Genomic DNA, 16,022 nt, shown 5'->3' with positions numbered 1-16,022 from the left:
GCTGAAACAAAAAGACTAAAAATATCTAGTGTGAAGTTTTGTATCTAGTTTTTGATAAATATTTATTCAAGTATAAGTCTTAATCGAATATTTATCAACAAAGATGTAAACTATCACAGATTTATCACAAACAAAGGAAAAAATATGACAAAAACAAGTTCATTACTATTAGCTGCGTTAGTAGCAAGTTCAATGTTTACTGCGACAGTATCTGCTGATGCTAAAAAAGGTCAAAAATATTATCTTAAAAAGTTAAAAGCTTGTAAGAAAGATGGTCTTAAAAATGGTGCACTATTTGCTGTTAAACATACTCGTGCTGAATGGGAAACACTTAAAGCTGATGATGCTTTAATGACAGAATGGAAAGCACTTTGCCCTTCTGGTGTAAAGAAGTTTGACAAAATGAAAGAAAAACATGTAACAGATTTCTATGATTTCGTACACAAATATGCTTCAGACGGTGATATCCCTTCTTGTGGTTAATCTCCTAAAATAGATTCAAGTTTTCTTGAGTCTATTTCTTCTCATTTAACAATATTTTAAATACCACTCTTCTAGACTTTATCTTATTCTCAACCTTATTATCAAACGTTACCTGCTTTGAAGAAGCAAAACCACTACCTCTTAATACTCTGGATAACCACATTTGAGTAGATTCGGTTTGTTCTTTAAATAAATAGCTTAATGTTGCATAAGAACGGTTCATGGATAGCTTTTCATTATTGAGGTAGTTTGAGCTAAAAGTAGTTCCTCCCCATTCACTTGATGTATGACCATTAATCTCTAATGTAGATATAAATTCCCTATTGGCATTTAAAAATGGAATCAATTTTTTTCCTAAGAGTGTAAGAAATTCTTCCTGAGGTTTTGTAAGCTTATATACCCCTTGTTTGAACAATAAACTAGAATCAACAATCTCGATAGATAAATTCTCTTTAATCAGAAGTTTTTTAGCATCAATTTCTTGTTTAAATATTCTTTGTAGTTGTGTATAAAAACTTTCAATTTTAGTTGAAAGTTGAACTACAGTTGCATCCCGATTAAGCTTAACTATCCACATATTTGATTCTTGAGATTCTTCTGAAGTGTTTATTCCCGCAACGGCTGCTTGGGAATTGTGTAAAATAGTTACTGCGTTAAATGCATCATAGTTTTGAGCGCCAAAATGTTCTTGGTGTGTCATGTTGAGAGCCGAGTCCAAAAGCATGACTAGAGCATTGGTGTTATAGGTGTCTTTGACATAACCAACGCCAATTATCCCACCATCAGAGTACTCTTTTATATCACGTAAAACACTTGAATATGAAGTATATATCTCTTTATCAATTAATATATCTCGTTGTAGATTGAATTTAATAAGTCTAATCTGCTTTTTTTTTATTTCATTTTCTTGTGCAAGAGAGAGTAGAAAATTATTGTCTCTAAGTTTAATTATTTTGTATGGGGTAAGGAAGTTTTTCTCTTTGTAATGTTTAATCCAAACTTTATCTCCGTCTCCGGTAACTCTAAGAAGTGTTATATTTTTGTGAGCATCGTATTCGGTTGTTCCAACAATGACTATGGAACCATCTCTTGCTTCAACTGCGTCTAAGCCTCTGTCATCGTACTGGGTTCCATATTTCTTTCCCCAAAGTTTTCGTCCATCTTTTGTAAATCTCGTTATATAGATATCGTTTAAGCCAAGTCCAGTTTCAAAGATATTATCTTGTGATGAACGAGATGTACTTGATGAGCCTATAGTTAGGATTCCTCCATCTTTAAGTAAAATGATATTGTTCATAACATCATGATTCTTTGTACCAAATGTTTTGGTAAAGATGAGTTTTCCATTAGCGTTAAGTTTAGAAATGAGTAAAGAACCATCTAATGTATAGCCACCTATTATATAGCCATTTTGGGGAGTCTTCACCAATGCAATTGCTTCATTATATTTTGCTAAGTTTGCAAGTTTATCTACTAGTAGATTCGCTTGATTATCCACTTTTAAAAGATGCATCTGTGTTCCATGGCCACTAGATATACTACTAAGATAATCAAATGCATTTGTATATGCAGTTGTATCTGCTTTTGTAGCTTCATAAGAGGAAGAAAAACCAACAGCAGAGATAGTTCTGTCGTAATCTTCTACAATGTCAAATAGAGCACTATTAAAAGGTTTATCTATGACAATAGAAAAGTCTTTAGCATATATGGAAAGAATAAGGGTAAGAGTTATTAAAATATATTTCATAAGCTATGTAAAAGCAAAAAATATTCCTAAATAAATTCAGTTGATATGGGGACTTGTGTAGCTAGATTCCATCGAGTAAGAAAATCATGACGAGTGTATATTTTACACCCAAGTTTTTGTTTGTAGGTCATATGAGGATGTCCAAAATTCCAAAATTCCAAATTATTTTCTTCTAAATATTTTGCAAGTAAAACAAGCTGTAGTGTTCCACAATTAGTATGAATTTTATTTTTAGAACTAAATCCACTGAGACTTGTATATGTTTTACCTATGATATATCCAACTTCACCTGCAATTAATTCTCCTGATTCTTTACAAAGAAGTTCTACAGAGATTACTTTAAAGTTATTTTTTGGATGGTAGTTGAGATGTAGATTTTTTAAGAGTTGGGCATACTTGCCTTTTAACCAATTATACTTATGTTGCTGTGAAAACCTTTCAATAACTTCTGCAAAGCGATTATTGATACATAGTTCATAATCATTGTTTTTAAGTAGCTTTTGTACTTTATGTGAAATATGTAAATCTTGAAAATCTAGTAATGCATAGTCATATTGAAGTTCTGGAAGAAGTAATAAAATCTCTTTTTCATCATGTGTAGTGCTAATAAATCCAGCTTTTGCTAATTCAATATAGAATGCTTCATTCCAGTCATCACTCCAGTAGTAGGAATTTTGCATATTTGAACAAATATATTCATTAAAATAATTTTTGTCATTTAGTATTTTAGATGTTATGTTGTAAATTTGTGATTGAATAGAGATAGTAGGTTCTTTAAAGTGTGAGTTTTAAGCTCCTCAAAAAAGAGGAGTTAAAAGAAAGCCTATTTAAGGTTTTCGAATGGTTGAGTAATAACCGCTTTACGAGTTACTGTATAAGGAACTAATGCTGCAGCACGAGCTCTTTTAATAACGATAGAGATCATATCTTGGTGACGTTTACAGTTACCTGTTAAACGACGTGGCATAATTTTATATCTTTCTGAAAGAGAGAAACGTAAAGCTCCTACATCTTTATAATCCATAAAATCAACTTTTGATTCACAGTATTTACAAAATCTTTTTTTATATTTTCTTTTTTCTGACATGGTATTTCCTTTTATTATCTATTATTTTCTAGAATGGAATTTCATCTTCATCGATGTCAATCACTGGAACAGAATCAGGACTAGGCATAGCACGACTTTGAGCTGCAGCTTGGTTGTTATACGCAGGCTTTTGTTGCTGTTGTTGTGGTGCTTGATAGCTTTGTTGTTGCTGCTGTGCAGGCGCTTGATAACTTTGCTGTTGTTGCTGTGCTGGTTGTTGATACGCAGGTTGTCCACCTTGAGCAGGAGCGTTATATCCACCACCACCTTGGTTGTCACCTTTAGAATCTAACATTTGCATAGTTTCAACTACAATAGAATGTTTCGAGCGTTTCTGTCCATTTTGATCTACCCATTGGTCAAAGTTAAGTCTTCCTTCTACTAGGATTTTACTCCCTTTACGAAGGTATTGGTTCGCTATCTCTGCACTTCTTGCGAAGAATGTAATATCTACAAAACATACTTCCTCTTTTTTTTCACCATTACTAGTGAATTTACGGCTAGTTGCAATAGCAGTATTTGCTATGCCCATACCTGCTTGAGAGTATCTAAGTTCGATATCACGAGTTAAGTTTCCAACTAATATGACTTTATTGTACATGGGTTTTCCTTACTAATTTAAGCTTAACGCTAATTACTCTGCTGCTGCTTCAGTTACTGGAGCTTCTGTAGCTTCAACTGCTGGAGTTTCTACTGCTGCTTCAGTTGCTGGAACTTCTTCTGCTACTGGAGCCTCAACTGCTGCTGGAGCTTCAGTTTTCACTGCTGCTGCTTTTTGAGCTTTTTCAACAAGATGATTCCATGCTTTTATTTCACGGTTTGTGTCATACTTGATAGTAACGAAACGAAGAAGTTCTTCGTTGATACGGAAACGTCTTTCAATTTCATTAATTGCTGCTGGAGCAACTGAATAATAGATAACATGGAAATATCCACGCTCATTTTTTTCGATTGGGTATGCTAATTTTCTCATTCCCATTGAACTTGTAGTAGCTATTTCGCCACCGTTTGAAGTGATCACTTCTTCAATCGCTGCTATGTTAGCTTGGATCTCTTCTGCTGTTAATGTAGGTTTAACGATAACTAAGTTTTCGTAATTTCTCATAGAGTATATTCTCCCTTTGGTATTTGCCTCATCGGCGTATGTTTCCCTTTCGGATATCTAAAATATATCATCATAAAAATGATACAAAGAGAAAGGAACCCGCGATTATATAGAAAACTTGCTTAAAACAAAGAAATATAAATAATTTTTTACAACTGAGATATATGAATAAATTTTGTAGTATAATTTTCTAATATATTAATAAAGGGTTAGAAATGAGAAAAATTGTTATATTTATGATAATATTTTTAAGTATTACATCATTATACGCGAATGGAGATTTACATATTTATACTGTAGACAACAAGGCGGGGAAAATAACTCCTTCAATGATTCAAAAAGCATTTGCAAAAAATGGTTTTACGATAGGAATTAATTCTGACATACATGATGGATTGACTAAAGGCTATGGCGAAAGTGGATTTAAGATTTATAATGCTATTTCTCTTTATCATAGCACTATATCTTTACGTCTGTTAGAAGAACAAGCAGATGCCGGTATTTTTGTACCGATGGGTGTAGCAATATATCAAACTGAAAATGAAACTAATTTACATATTGCTGTTGTATCAGCCCAAGCTCAAACTAAAATCTTAGCAAAAAAGACAAAACTTTTAGGTGAAGTGGAATCTTCTATAAACAAAGTGATTATGGATTTATTGCCAAATGCGAAACACGCATACTCTCAAGAGAGTTTAAATGAGACAAGACGACTATTAACAAGCTATTCTTTAGATGTAAAAGGCAAAGACTGGGAAGAATCAAAAGAAACATTAGAAGAAAATTTTGAAGAACAGTTTGCAGAGGCGGGTTTTGTAATGCCGAGTTACTTTGATTTTAGTGATGAGTTTGGTAAAGATAGCCCATATGATTTTTATACAACATATTCAATTTGTAAAATTGATGTTATCAAGGCAGTTTCTAAGGTAAGACCTGAAGCAGCAGCATTTGCTCCTTGTACAACTATGATGTATAAGAAAAAAGGTGAAGACAAAATAGTAATGGGCTTTACAGCTGTTTATAACTGGCTAAGTAGTGCAGGCATTACAGATAAAGCTTCCATAGATGCTCTTGTGAAAGCACAAACTGATTTTGAGTCTATCTTAAATGATGTAACTAAATAGTCTTTATTTATCTCGCTCTTATATCGATGAATATTTGAGCGAGTTTTACCTAAGTACCTGTTCAAAAATCAAACCTTTCTAAAATTCCCCTTACTTTATAGCTATGATTTTATATAGAATTATTATGTCGATATTTAAGTACTAGAATGACTCCCTTTATCTAAATATTATCACTTATATATAATAATTGTTGAAGGAAATTTAATTATATTTTAACTAATTGTAAATTAAAACTACTAATGTTACAAAATGAAATATCTAGTTAAAGCAGTTTATTTTTCTTATGGTATTGACTTCAATGTATTAGGATGTATGTTAAGATGTATATATGATAAAAGCTTCAATTTATTGCAGTGAAAATATATTTAATAAAAGGAAAAGGAAATGAATAAGCTTTCCATTAGCAAAAAAATACATATCCCACTTATTCTGTCAATCGCTTTAGGATTTGTCATTATTATGATTAATTATTTTTATTCGATTGACGAGATGAAACATGATGTGTATACGAAGCAAGAGAAGTCTCTTCGATCTATGTACCAAGAAGCTATAAAATCTAAAGAGAGCATAGGTCTTACAAATGCAATCAATATTTCTCATAATTATGATGTAGTTAGGGCATTGAAAGAGAAGGATAGAAGTATAGCGATACAAGGACTTAGTTCTGTATCCCAAGTATTTAAAGACTATACGGATTATAAAAATATTAAGATACATATTCATGATGCTAGGGCGCATAGTTTTTTAAGAGCTTGGAAACCGAAAAAATTTGGGGATGATCTAAGTTCATTTAGAAAAACAGTAGTAAGTGTTAAAGAGAATAAAAAACCACTTGTTGCTATTGAATTAGGTCGTGCAGGTTTAGTTCTTCGTGGATTAGCTCCAATAATTGCGAATGATGAATACCTTGGTTCAGTCGAATTTATGCAAGGCTTAAACTCTATCGTAAAATTAGCAAAGAAATCACATTCATATGATATAGCGATAGTAATGAAAAATGATTTTTTATCCACGGCTACTGCATTAGAAAAAGCTAAGAAGATAGGAAACTACACTTTAGCTGTAAAAGAAAAAGTTGTAAATCAAGATTTTATAAAAGATTTAGAAAATATAGATATTTCTAATGCTAGTTCATTTCAAGTTACAGATAACTATTTCATAATATCTGAACCTATAAAAGATTTTTCAAATAGAGTAGTTGGCTTTGCTGTTGTTGGTAACAAAATTACAAATGTTAATAATATAATTGCCCAATCAGAAGATTCCCTGATAAGACAAGTTTATATAATGGCATTAATAGATCTTTTTATTTTAATATTCCTAACTACGGTTATTAAAATTGCCGTAGTAAAACCTATTTTAAATCTTGATAAAGTTGCGATAGAACTTGCACATGGAGATGCCGATTTATCTAAAAGACTACCAGTTAAGTCCTGTGATGAGTTAGGGCATGCAAGTGAAAGCTTTAATAAGTTTTTAGACAAAGTAGAGATTTTATCTAATGAGGCTAAGCAAGAAACGAAAAGGGCAGTTGATTCTGCCAGAGAAGTAGAGAGTGCAATGAATAAGAACAAATTGAATTTAGCACTTTCAGATGGAATGATTAGTGGCGCAATTGATAATGCAAATAACCTAAGTGCGAGCATGAAAAAGAATGTTGAAAAGGTCAGTGATGTTAATGCATTAAACAAAGAGACAGAAGCTGTTATTTCTAAGGTTACAATCTCTACGGATGAGATTATAGAGACGATATCAAATATTACAGAAATGATTAGTGATTCTAGAATCTCTGCTGAACAATTAAATGCTAATGTTGAAGAAATATTTAATGTTATTTCTTTGATTAAAGATATTTCTGATCAAACAAACTTACTTGCGTTAAATGCAGCCATAGAAGCTGCCCGTGCAGGTGAACATGGTCGTGGTTTTGCAGTTGTTGCTGATGAAGTTAGAAAACTAGCAGAACGTACACAAAAGGCAACGAGTGAAGTAGAAGCAAATATTAGCGTACTTAAACAAACTTCTGTAAGTATGACTGTAAATAGTGAATCTATAGAAAAACATGCTCAATCATCACAAAGTAAACTTGATTTATTCAAAGGTACTCTTGGTGAACTTATAGTGAACTCTGAAAAAATCACGGCAGATAATACGATTATAGGCCACGAATTGTTTATTAATATGGCGAAATTAGATCATATGGTATATAAAAACTATACATACTCATTAGTTTTTGAAGGTAAATCAGAATCTACATTAGGTAATCATACTAGTTGTAAACTTGGAGAATGGTACATAAAAGACGGTAAAAATACATTTACTAATAATGCCGCTTTTGACTCTTTAAATAAACCACATAAGAATTTACATGACAATATTGCTCGTGTAATGAAGATGACTGAAGAAAGTAGTACTATGAATCCGAGTGAGATTATAGCTTTATTTAAAGATACAGAGCTTACGTCTAAAGAGATGTTTGATATCTTAGATAATATTGTTTAAAAATAAGATTTCTTCTCTTCCTCGAACTAATTGACAAGTAATTGCTTACTTATCAATTAGTTCCTATCCCTCAATAAAATATATAAAAATTCTTCAATTTGTCATAAAAGAAAAAAGTTTATTCTTTTTGGATATAGTGTCAAAATAATAAAGAATGCAAGGTATACATTTGTCAAAAAGTAAAAAATCTCAAGCTAAAAATGATTCAAATATTTTAAAATATATAGCATGGCTTTTAGGTATTCTCATCTTAGCATTAGTTGTCCTTGCTGGTGGTTACTACATGGGTTTTGAAAATGCAAAATCTGAGTTACAAGAAAAAGAGAGTGAAAAAAGAGAGAGACGATTAGCCTTACTTAAAAAAATCGAACAAACAAATGTACCAACAGTAGATAATATGAACGATCGGTTGAAGAAAGTTCTTAAAGATAATATTAAAGTAAAGAAAGAAATAAAAGAGACTTTCGTAGCTAAAGAAAAACAACTAAGTAAAATCTCAAAAACACTAAATAAAGAGATTCTAAAGGTAAGAGAATACGCTGGTGCATCGCATGAATATGCAAGTGATAGCACACAAAAAGCTCCATCTCGTATTAAAAGAGAGGTTAAGGTACTTAACTCAAACAAGCCAAAACTAGCAATCATTATAGATGATGTTTCAGTTCGTTCACAAGTTGCCGCAGTGAAAGCTTTAGGCTTTGATGTGACGATGTCTTTTTTACCTCCTAGTGCAGCTCGACCAAACTCTGCAAAATTAGCAGCTAAAGAAGATTTCTATATGGTTCACCTACCTATGGAAGCACAAAATTTTAGTGCGGAAGAACCAAATACTTTACGTGTAAGTAGCTCTCAAAAACAAGTTTCCTCAAGAGTTAGGGATATTAAAAATATGTTCCCAAAAGTGAAATATATTAACAACCACACGGGAAGTAAGTATACAGAAGATGAGAGAGCTATGAATAGACTTATTTTGGCGCTCAATTCAAATAACATTAGTTTTGTGGATAGTAGAACAACAAGCAAAACGCAAGTTCCTAAGGTAATGAAAAATTTTGCTTTAAAGTATGTGGCAAGAGATGTGTTCTTAGACCATCATATGGAAAAAAGTTATGTTAAAAAACAAATTAAAGAAGCTATACGTATTGCCAAATCTGAGGGTATTGCTATAGCTATTGGTCATCCTCACAAAAATACAATTGCAGCGCTTAAAGAGTCTAGAAGCCTTTTCAAAGATATAGATTTGGTACTTATAAATAAGGTGTACTAAATGCAAAAGGTGATAGACAAAATTCCTGAACTATCGTTGATGAAAAAATATCCAAAAGAGCTTTTCTTTTCGGGGAACATTTCACTTTTACAAAAAACAAAAATCTCCATAGTCGGAACACGAAAACCTTCAAAATACACACGAGAACAGACACAGAAGTTAGCTTCTCTTTTAAGTCGACACAATATATGTGTTGTAAGTGGTGGTGCTATGGGCGTAGATGCAGTTGCACACGCAGGGGCTACAAGTTCTAATACCATAGCAGTGCTTCCATGTGGGATAGATATAAAGTATCCCTCTGTAAATAAAAACCTCTTAAGCGACATAGAAATGAATGGACTTTTACTTTCCCAGTTTGAAGTAGGATTTAAAAGTAGACCTTGGAGTTTTGTGACTAGAAATGAGCTTGTAGTAGCTCTTGGCGATGTTCTTGTAGTTGCTGAGGCAGATATTGGAAGCGGTAGTATGCGAAGTGTAGAATATGCTCTATCGATGGGAAAAGAGATTTATGTTTTACCTCAAAGACTTGGTGAAAGTAATGCTACAAATGAGTTGTTAGAATCGGGCAGGGCTAAAGCGATATATGATATTGAAGTATTTGTATCAATATTTAGTGGTGGTGAAGTAGGTATTGAGAGTAATGACCCATTTTTAGAATACTGTAAAACAAGTCCAAGTTATGAAGATGCTTTGGCAAAGTTTCCAACGAGAGTTTTTGAGGCAGAACTAAATGGTGAAGTAGAAATTGTTAATGCTAGGATTATACTTAAATAATTAACATAGCATCGCCATAAGAATAAAAACGATATTTTTCCTTAATAGCTTCTGCATAAAGTTCTTGAGTTTTTTCTAGTCCTACAAATGAAGCTACTAACATGAGTAAAGTAGATTTAGGTAAGTGGAAGTTTGTAAGTAGATGGTTTACTCTACTTGGTTTATTTTGTGGGTGAAGAAAAAGGTTAGCTTCCCCTCTTTGGATTTTTCCATGCTTGTCATAAAACTCGACTGTTCTTGTAGAAGTAGTTCCTATACTAAGTATGGGAATAGTTGTATCTAAAATATTTTTTGCTTTATCTGAGATGTCATAGTACTCTGCATGCATTGGATGTTCTGTGATGATTTCCGCATCTACAGGTTTAAATGTTCCACTTCCGACGTGTAAAGTAACATAAGCATGATCAAAGTTTTCACATATGCGTTTATGTTGTTCATCGGTAAAGTGCAGAGATGCTGTAGGTGCAGCGACGGCACCTTCTTCTTTAGCAAAGACACTTTGGTATTCACTTTCATCTTCTTTGTTATCTTCTCTTTGGATATATGGAGGAAGAGGTACATGACCAATTTTATCTATGACCGGGAGTATGTCTTCAAAACGTAAGAGTCTTTTTTTATTATAAAAGTGGACTATACGACTTCCATCTTCATTGAGTTTTTTTACCGTTACTTTAAAGTTGTCATTGAAAATTATTTGCGTATCTATTTTAACTTTCCCACGTATATAGACATTCACATCATGTGCATTTAGGGCACGATTTATAAGAAGTTCAATTTTTCCACCACTTGGTTTACTTCCAAAAAGCCTTGCTTTAATTACCTTTGTATCGTTAAAAATAAGTGCACATTCTTTAGGAATATAATTTTCTAATTCACTAAATACTGTATGTGTTATCGTATCTGTTTGAGTATTATAAACAAGAAGTTTTGCGCTATCTCTTGGAGAGGCTGGATGTGTTGCTATGAGCTCACTCGGTAGAGTAAAGTCATAGCTCTGGGTTAGAAGTTCTTTATCTTGTGCCATTATTATTGTCTTGTACAGTTAATCTTCTCTTTACTCTGTGAGTAAATTGACTTCTTAACCTTTGTTAGATTCATTAGTAGACTCTGAATTTACACTTAGCTCATCTAGGCCAAGCATTTCTGTAAGTGTTTCAGCTTCACCCTCACCTTCACTTTCTTCCTCATCTTCTTCTGGATCTGCAGGGTTTACGGCTTTAACAATTAAAATTGAGAAACCATAAAGAATGATTAGTGGACCAGCCATAAGAAGCTGAGTAAGTACGTCTGGAGGAGTTAATAGTGCTGCAACCATGAAGATAATAACAACAGCATATTTAAAAAATGCAATCATCTGTCTGTCATCAACTAAACCTAAAAGAGCAAGAAAGTATGCAAAAACAGGAAGTTCAAATGCAAGTCCAAAACCAAATAAGATTTTAGTGAGAAAACCAACATAGTCTTCGATATTTATAAGTGGAGTAAACTTAAAACTACCAAAGGTAATGAGGAAGTCAAATCCAAATGGGGTAACGACATAGTAAGCAAAAAGAACACCCACTAAAAACATGATTGTTCCACCCAAGATAAATGGAATAATCATCTTTTTCTCATTTGCATAAAGACCAGGTGCAACAAATAGCCAAAGTTGAGAAAGAATAACAGGAATAGAAACAACAATAGCAGCGAAAAAGGCAACTTTTAAAGCTACGAAAAATGCACCACCAACTTGAGAAGTTGTTACCATACCGTTTGCTGCATGAACTGATGTTTTTCCTACTTCTATTAAAGCAGTGTTTAGTGGAGCTACCATCCATTCTAGGATTGGCTCATGAAAGTAAAACATTACAAAAAACATTAGAATAAGACTTCCAACGGAAATTCCTAGTCTTTTTCTTAATTCAACTAAATGGGGTTTTAAATCATCAAACATCAGTATCTTCTTTTTCTATTTTTGTAGTCTTCTTCTTTTTCTTAAAAGTTACTTCTTCTTCTTTTGGTGAAGTGTTATCAATGTCGCCTATGAGGTCATCACTTAAGTCTGTAAGCTTAGCCCCAATATCAGGCATCTTAGTGATTTTTTCAACTTCATCTTGTGCATCTAGGAGTTGTTTTTTATACGCTAGTGCTTCTTGCTTGATTTCACTTACATTCATCTCTTCTTCAAGAGAGTCCTTTACGGTACCAACAGTTTTTTTCATTTGTCTAAAAAATTTAGCGATATCAACCATTGCACTAGGTAGCTTATCTGGACCTAAAAATAGTATTGCTATCACTGCAATGATAAGTATTTCTGTAAAACCCATTCCAAACATAGTTAACCTTCAAAAATTTATAATTTAAAACGTGATTTTATCTAAAAATAACTTCAAGAAGATATAAAGAGAGTGATTTCATCTGCTAAAAGATATTCTAAATTGTAAAAAGTATCGTTTTTAAAGTCTAGTTTTTTCTCTTGCACTAAGATATTTGCACGAGACAATTCTTCTTTATTAAAAGTATCTATGCCCACTCCAACAATAGAACGAAATCCTAAAAATATTTTCTCTATTTGAATATCCTCAGCACTGAGTTTCTCTTCTCTTAAATCAAGAGGGTTTTTGATGTAGTTTTCAATATTTGGAGTAGGGTAGTATCTTGTTTGATTTAAACTTCCAACTGCACCACTTCCTAACCCAATATAGTCTTTATATTGCCAGTAACCGAGATTATGAGAGCTTTTATAAGAACCGAAATTACTTATCTCGTATTGTGAAAAGCCAGAGTTTTTTATTTGCTTAAATATCCACGAAGTTAGTTCTAAAGTTTCCTTAGCCATATGCGGCTTGGTTTCAAAAGGCGTTCCTTCTTCTATGGTAAGAGCATAAGCACTTATATGATTTATTGGTAAGCCAAGGGCTGTTTGAATATCATGTTGGAGTAACTCTTTTGTATCACCTAATGTCGCATATATGAGATCAAGAGAAAGATTTTCAAAACCAATAGCCTTTGCATTTCTTATAGCGTCGAGTGCGTCTTGTGGTGAATGCGCACGGTTTAGGATTTTTAATTTTTCTTTATCAAAGCTTTGTACCCCAAAACTTATACGATTTACTCCAAGCTCATACATCCCTTTGAGCCACTCTTTTGTAGCGCTGTTAGGGTTTGCCTCTGATGTTATCTCAATAGAATCTTGAAGATAAGGCTTGAGAATTTCAAAAATATTTTTATAAAGTTTAGGCTCTACAGTAGAAGGTGTTCCTCCACCTATAAAGATAGATTCGATACTTTTTTCTTTTGCTTGAAATCGTTGAAGTTCGTGGTGAAGTTGCACTTCAAGGGCCTTCATGTATTGTTCTTTTAAATGGAATTTATCTACGTAAGAGTTAAAAGAACAGTAAGAGCATTTTGAGTCACAAAAAGGTATATGAATGTATAAAAGCATTAAAATTACCTAGATTAACCAGCTAGATACATTCGCTGGTTCTTTTTTTATATTTAAAGCCTTAAGACCTTTTGCACATCGAATAACATACCAGACGAAAGTAATTGCAAATGTTATAAAGCCAATGAAAATAAAAGTTAAAATGTATGAGAGTGCAAAATAAAGGACTCCAATCCAAAAAGTTCTAATTTGATATCTATAATTTTCATCAAGCCATAGCGGACCGTCTCCTTTGTTAACATAGGCAACAATCAGAGCGATAATTCCTATAAATGGAACTAAAAGGCCGACCATGAGGACTATGTAAATGATTTTAGCAGTTGTGGTACTTGTTTGATTCTCTGACATTTTCATTTCCTTAAATTTATTTTATATGAGATGTTTCCAGTCGCAAGAGCATGTATGACGAGAGAATCTTTAGCGGCAAATATATCTTCAACTCCAATGAGGTTTAGTTTGCCAGTTATGATTTTTTTACCTGATGCATGTTCTATGTTTGAAAGCTGACGAGAGAGTTTTATAAACTCTTCTCTATAGTTGAAAATTACATTTTCCTGAATAAAGTTTTTTATCTCTTCATCTAAAAGCCAGTTAGCCGTATTAATAAGTGCATTTTTACTCTCTAGCGTATAGTCTAAATCTTTTAAAGTGACAAACATCTCTTGTGTATTTATATCGGGAATTCCCGATAGGTAAAAGCTAAAGATTTTATTTTTATCATCTTTATCTATTAAGTCAAGGGACAATATAATATTTGTATCACTAGGATAGAGAAGAGCACCAGATATAGAGTAACCTGAATCAGGGTATTTAGTATTTATAAAAGAGTTAAGCTTTTGTGTAATTTTATTTGCAATAAAATCATACTTTATATTGAGACTTGGATAAAGATATACTTTTGGAGTAATTTGCTCACAGACAATTGGGACTGACTTTAGCGGATTTATAATTGGCTTCGTGATACTCGTAATAAGTTCTGGTTGTGCAATGAGACCAACATTAATGGAAAGGCTATTAGAACATATTCCACCTTTACCTTGAACTTGAGAGATAGAAATTTTATTTGCTCCAGGAACAAGCCACAAATCTTTTGATAGAGCAAGTGGATAGGAATTTTCATAGACAAGTTTTTGTATTCTCTGCGCTAGTTTAATATCGACTTGTTTTTTTGTAATTTGTTTTTCTACTTGGGCGAAAATATGTTTATTGATAGGCTCTTCAAGAAGTCTTTTAGTAAGTACATCTTCGAGCTTAGTTACTTTTAATATCTCAAGTAGGTTGACAGCCGAAGGGAGCGCAATTTTAGTAAACTTTATTTCTGTACCATCTTCAAGTGCCTTAAGATGAAGTTTTGCATTCTCATCAATGGAAATATTCCCTATTAAGTTAATACTTGCTTCTATAGTACCATCTAAGAGACCTTTGATTTTATATGCGTTAGTGATTGGTATTATAGCCTGCTCATAGTCTATAGAGATATCAACTTTATAGCTTGTATAAATTTTGACCTTAGAACCTTCAAAGATAATGTTTAAATCTTTGAGATATATTTTATGTTTAACCCACATACTAGTTTTAAAAGTTTTGTTTATAAACTCTGTTATATCTTTTGATAGAAATTTATAGCTAGATTCAATCGGGTTGAACCATTGAGTAGGTGTGTCTTTGTACTTGTCTATGAGTTGTTTTTTTGTAATCTCTTCAAGAGCAAAGATATCTGAAGTGATTTTTTCTGAAATACCAGAAGATAAAGGCTCTTGTATTTCCGCCATAATTGCTTCTTTAATTTCTTGTGTGTTGATACTGACAGGTATTTGAATTACAGAGTTCTGTTGATGATGTGGGTGTTCAGGCTCTTTGAGGGGAGGTTTTGTGATTGGATCGTTAGAACATGCCTCAAAAAAGAGAAGGAAAAATGACGTAAAAAAAAGAGTTTTTATTATATGCATGTATTTAAATATCTATGATAAAAATGAACCAATAACTATAACAACTATATACATCATTGTTACAATATAACCAAGAACAAGTCCTAATGATGCCGTTTTACTTTTTCTTGAGATATGACCTGTGAGAATTGCAAATAAAGATGGAATAGTGTAAAAGTAACCTTTCTCAACGTAACTATGGTTGTAAGCAAAATATAAAAATGCAAATACTCCAATCAATCCTGCAATAAGACTTACCTTTGCATACATAGAAATTTTAAGGTTTTGATTTTTGTTAGTAGAACTATTTGTTTCTTTTATGGGATAAATAAAGATGGCACTTTCTTCTTCAAGCATAAATTCAACAGGTCCACCTTTTTTAGGATAGGTACCTTCATCTTTGTACTCAGAGATATGAAAGGCATATTTATTTCCACTCTCTGTGACTATAAGACCACTGTTCTTTTCACGATTGAATTCTAAAATTTTACCTATCATGTTATATATTCCTTGTTCTGTAAATGAAATATTATCTTAATTTAATTACATTTTTTGTATAATCGCGTTAATTATAATATGAA

At 32.5% G+C, this 16,022-nt stretch carries 17 protein-coding genes; 5 read left to right on the top strand and 12 right to left on the bottom strand.

What is annotated here, in order from left to right; genetic code table 11:
- Positions 1-144: 144 nt before the first annotated feature.
- Positions 145-483, top strand: coding sequence for a cytochrome C (locus ACI9TV_RS05135; protein ID WP_415249693.1), 339 nt, complete (start codon positions 145-147; stop codon positions 481-483).
- A gap of 31 nt (positions 484-514) precedes the next feature.
- Here ACI9TV_RS05135 and ACI9TV_RS05130 read toward each other — a convergent pair whose 3' ends face one another.
- The 5 genes from ACI9TV_RS05130 to rpsF form a co-directional block, all read right to left on the bottom strand.
- A complete protein-coding gene (locus ACI9TV_RS05130; protein WP_415249692.1) occupies positions 515-2,230 on the bottom strand; it encodes a hypothetical protein in 1,716 nt (571 codons plus the stop codon).
- Between the two features lie 26 nt (positions 2,231-2,256).
- A complete protein-coding gene (locus ACI9TV_RS05125) occupies positions 2,257-2,910 on the bottom strand; it encodes a hypothetical protein (RefSeq protein WP_415249691.1) in 654 nt (217 codons plus the stop codon).
- A gap of 143 nt (positions 2,911-3,053) precedes the next feature.
- Positions 3,054-3,317: a 30S ribosomal protein S18 gene (gene rpsR, locus ACI9TV_RS05120; RefSeq protein ID WP_415249690.1), complete on the bottom strand. Its 264-nt coding sequence runs from the start codon at positions 3,315-3,317 to the stop codon at positions 3,054-3,056.
- 28 nt (positions 3,318-3,345) lie between these two features.
- Positions 3,346-3,918, bottom strand: a complete 573-nt coding sequence (locus ACI9TV_RS05115) for a single-stranded DNA-binding protein (protein ID WP_415249689.1) — start codon at positions 3,916-3,918, stop codon at positions 3,346-3,348.
- A gap of 33 nt (positions 3,919-3,951) precedes the next feature.
- Positions 3,952-4,422 (bottom strand): 30S ribosomal protein S6, encoded by a 471-nt coding sequence (gene rpsF / locus ACI9TV_RS05110; RefSeq protein ID WP_415249688.1) that lies wholly within the window; start codon positions 4,420-4,422, stop codon positions 3,952-3,954.
- Positions 4,423-4,637: 215 nt separating this feature from the next.
- Here rpsF and ACI9TV_RS05105 point away from each other — a divergent pair, with 215 nt between their 5' ends.
- The 4 genes from ACI9TV_RS05105 to ACI9TV_RS05090 all read left to right on the top strand — a co-directional run bounded on the left by ACI9TV_RS05105 (position 4,638) and on the right by ACI9TV_RS05090 (position 10,089).
- Positions 4,638-5,546, top strand: a complete 909-nt coding sequence (locus ACI9TV_RS05105) for a DUF302 domain-containing protein (protein ID WP_415249687.1) — start codon at positions 4,638-4,640, stop codon at positions 5,544-5,546.
- Positions 5,547-5,930: 384 nt separating this feature from the next.
- On the top strand, positions 5,931-8,048 hold the full coding sequence (locus ACI9TV_RS05100; RefSeq protein ID WP_415249686.1) for a cache domain-containing protein: 2,118 nt from the start codon (positions 5,931-5,933) through the stop codon (positions 8,046-8,048).
- A gap of 169 nt (positions 8,049-8,217) precedes the next feature.
- Positions 8,218-9,315, top strand: coding sequence for a divergent polysaccharide deacetylase family protein (locus tag ACI9TV_RS05095; protein ID WP_415249685.1), 1,098 nt, complete (start codon positions 8,218-8,220; stop codon positions 9,313-9,315).
- Positions 9,316-10,089, top strand: coding sequence for a DNA-processing protein DprA (locus ACI9TV_RS05090; RefSeq protein WP_415249684.1), 774 nt, complete (start codon positions 9,316-9,318; stop codon positions 10,087-10,089).
- Here ACI9TV_RS05090 and queA read toward each other — a convergent pair.
- The 7 genes from queA to ACI9TV_RS05055 are packed head-to-tail and all read right to left on the bottom strand — an operon-like array spanning position 10,082 to position 15,939.
- Complete coding sequence (gene queA, locus ACI9TV_RS05085) at positions 10,082-11,113, bottom strand: tRNA preQ1(34) S-adenosylmethionine ribosyltransferase-isomerase QueA (RefSeq protein ID WP_415249683.1); 1,032 nt, start codon at positions 11,111-11,113, stop codon at positions 10,082-10,084. The genes ACI9TV_RS05090 and queA overlap by 8 nt on opposite strands.
- Before the next feature lie 54 nt (positions 11,114-11,167).
- Entirely contained in the window at positions 11,168-12,022 is an 855-nt protein-coding gene (tatC, locus tag ACI9TV_RS05080) for a twin-arginine translocase subunit TatC (protein WP_415249682.1), read from the bottom strand.
- Entirely contained in the window at positions 12,015-12,404 is a 390-nt protein-coding gene (gene tatB / locus ACI9TV_RS05075; RefSeq protein ID WP_415249681.1) for a Sec-independent protein translocase protein TatB, read from the bottom strand. Before tatB ends, tatC begins: the two co-directional genes overlap by 8 nt.
- A 53-nt stretch (positions 12,405-12,457) precedes the next feature.
- Positions 12,458-13,513 (bottom strand): radical SAM family heme chaperone HemW, encoded by a 1,056-nt coding sequence (hemW, locus tag ACI9TV_RS05070; protein ID WP_415249680.1) that lies wholly within the window; start codon positions 13,511-13,513, stop codon positions 12,458-12,460.
- 9 nt (positions 13,514-13,522) lie between these two features.
- Entirely contained in the window at positions 13,523-13,861 is a 339-nt protein-coding gene (locus tag ACI9TV_RS05065) for a DUF4870 family protein (protein ID WP_415249679.1), read from the bottom strand.
- 2 nt (positions 13,862-13,863) lie between these two features.
- Positions 13,864-15,462 carry a DUF4403 family protein gene (locus ACI9TV_RS05060; protein ID WP_415249678.1) on the bottom strand — a complete coding sequence of 533 codons (1,599 nt, stop codon included), beginning with the start codon at positions 15,460-15,462 and terminating at the stop codon, positions 13,864-13,866.
- A 12-nt stretch (positions 15,463-15,474) separates the two neighbouring features.
- Positions 15,475-15,939, bottom strand: a complete 465-nt coding sequence (locus ACI9TV_RS05055) for a hypothetical protein (RefSeq protein ID WP_415249677.1) — start codon at positions 15,937-15,939, stop codon at positions 15,475-15,477.
- Between the last annotated feature and the right edge of the window lie 83 nt (positions 15,940-16,022).

This window comes from Sulfurimonas sp. (assembly GCF_047622445.1).
Lineage (GTDB): Bacteria > Campylobacterota > Campylobacteria > Campylobacterales > Sulfurimonadaceae > Sulfurimonas.
This window is presented reverse-complemented; position numbering and strand designations above follow the sequence as displayed.

Excerpts from the sequence above, each read along its gene's own strand:
- ACI9TV_RS05135 (WP_415249693.1), top strand. The coding sequence starts at position 145 with ATGACAAAAACAAGTTCATTACTATTAGCTGCGTTAGTAGCAAGTTCA.
- ACI9TV_RS05130 (WP_415249692.1), bottom strand. The coding sequence starts at position 2,230 with ATGAAATATATTTTAATAACTCTTACCCTTATTCTTTCCATATATGCT.
- ACI9TV_RS05125 (WP_415249691.1), bottom strand. The coding sequence starts at position 2,910 with ATGCAAAATTCCTACTACTGGAGTGATGACTGGAATGAAGCATTCTAT.
- rpsR (WP_415249690.1), bottom strand. The coding sequence starts at position 3,317 with ATGTCAGAAAAAAGAAAATATAAAAAAAGATTTTGTAAATACTGTGAA.
- ACI9TV_RS05115 (WP_415249689.1), bottom strand. The coding sequence starts at position 3,918 with ATGTACAATAAAGTCATATTAGTTGGAAACTTAACTCGTGATATCGAA.
- rpsF (WP_415249688.1), bottom strand. The coding sequence starts at position 4,422 with ATGAGAAATTACGAAAACTTAGTTATCGTTAAACCTACATTAACAGCA.
- ACI9TV_RS05105 (WP_415249687.1), top strand. The coding sequence starts at position 4,638 with ATGAGAAAAATTGTTATATTTATGATAATATTTTTAAGTATTACATCA.
- ACI9TV_RS05100 (WP_415249686.1), top strand. The coding sequence starts at position 5,931 with ATGAATAAGCTTTCCATTAGCAAAAAAATACATATCCCACTTATTCTG.
- ACI9TV_RS05090 (WP_415249684.1), top strand. The coding sequence starts at position 9,316 with ATGCAAAAGGTGATAGACAAAATTCCTGAACTATCGTTGATGAAAAAA.
- queA (WP_415249683.1), bottom strand. The coding sequence starts at position 11,113 with ATGGCACAAGATAAAGAACTTCTAACCCAGAGCTATGACTTTACTCTA.
- tatC (WP_415249682.1), bottom strand. The coding sequence starts at position 12,022 with ATGTTTGATGATTTAAAACCCCATTTAGTTGAATTAAGAAAAAGACTA.
- tatB (WP_415249681.1), bottom strand. The coding sequence starts at position 12,404 with ATGTTTGGAATGGGTTTTACAGAAATACTTATCATTGCAGTGATAGCA.
- hemW (WP_415249680.1), bottom strand. The coding sequence starts at position 13,513 with ATGCTTTTATACATTCATATACCTTTTTGTGACTCAAAATGCTCTTAC.
- ACI9TV_RS05065 (WP_415249679.1), bottom strand. The coding sequence starts at position 13,861 with ATGTCAGAGAATCAAACAAGTACCACAACTGCTAAAATCATTTACATA.
- ACI9TV_RS05060 (WP_415249678.1), bottom strand. The coding sequence starts at position 15,462 with ATGCATATAATAAAAACTCTTTTTTTTACGTCATTTTTCCTTCTCTTT.
- ACI9TV_RS05055 (WP_415249677.1), bottom strand. The coding sequence starts at position 15,939 with ATGATAGGTAAAATTTTAGAATTCAATCGTGAAAAGAACAGTGGTCTT.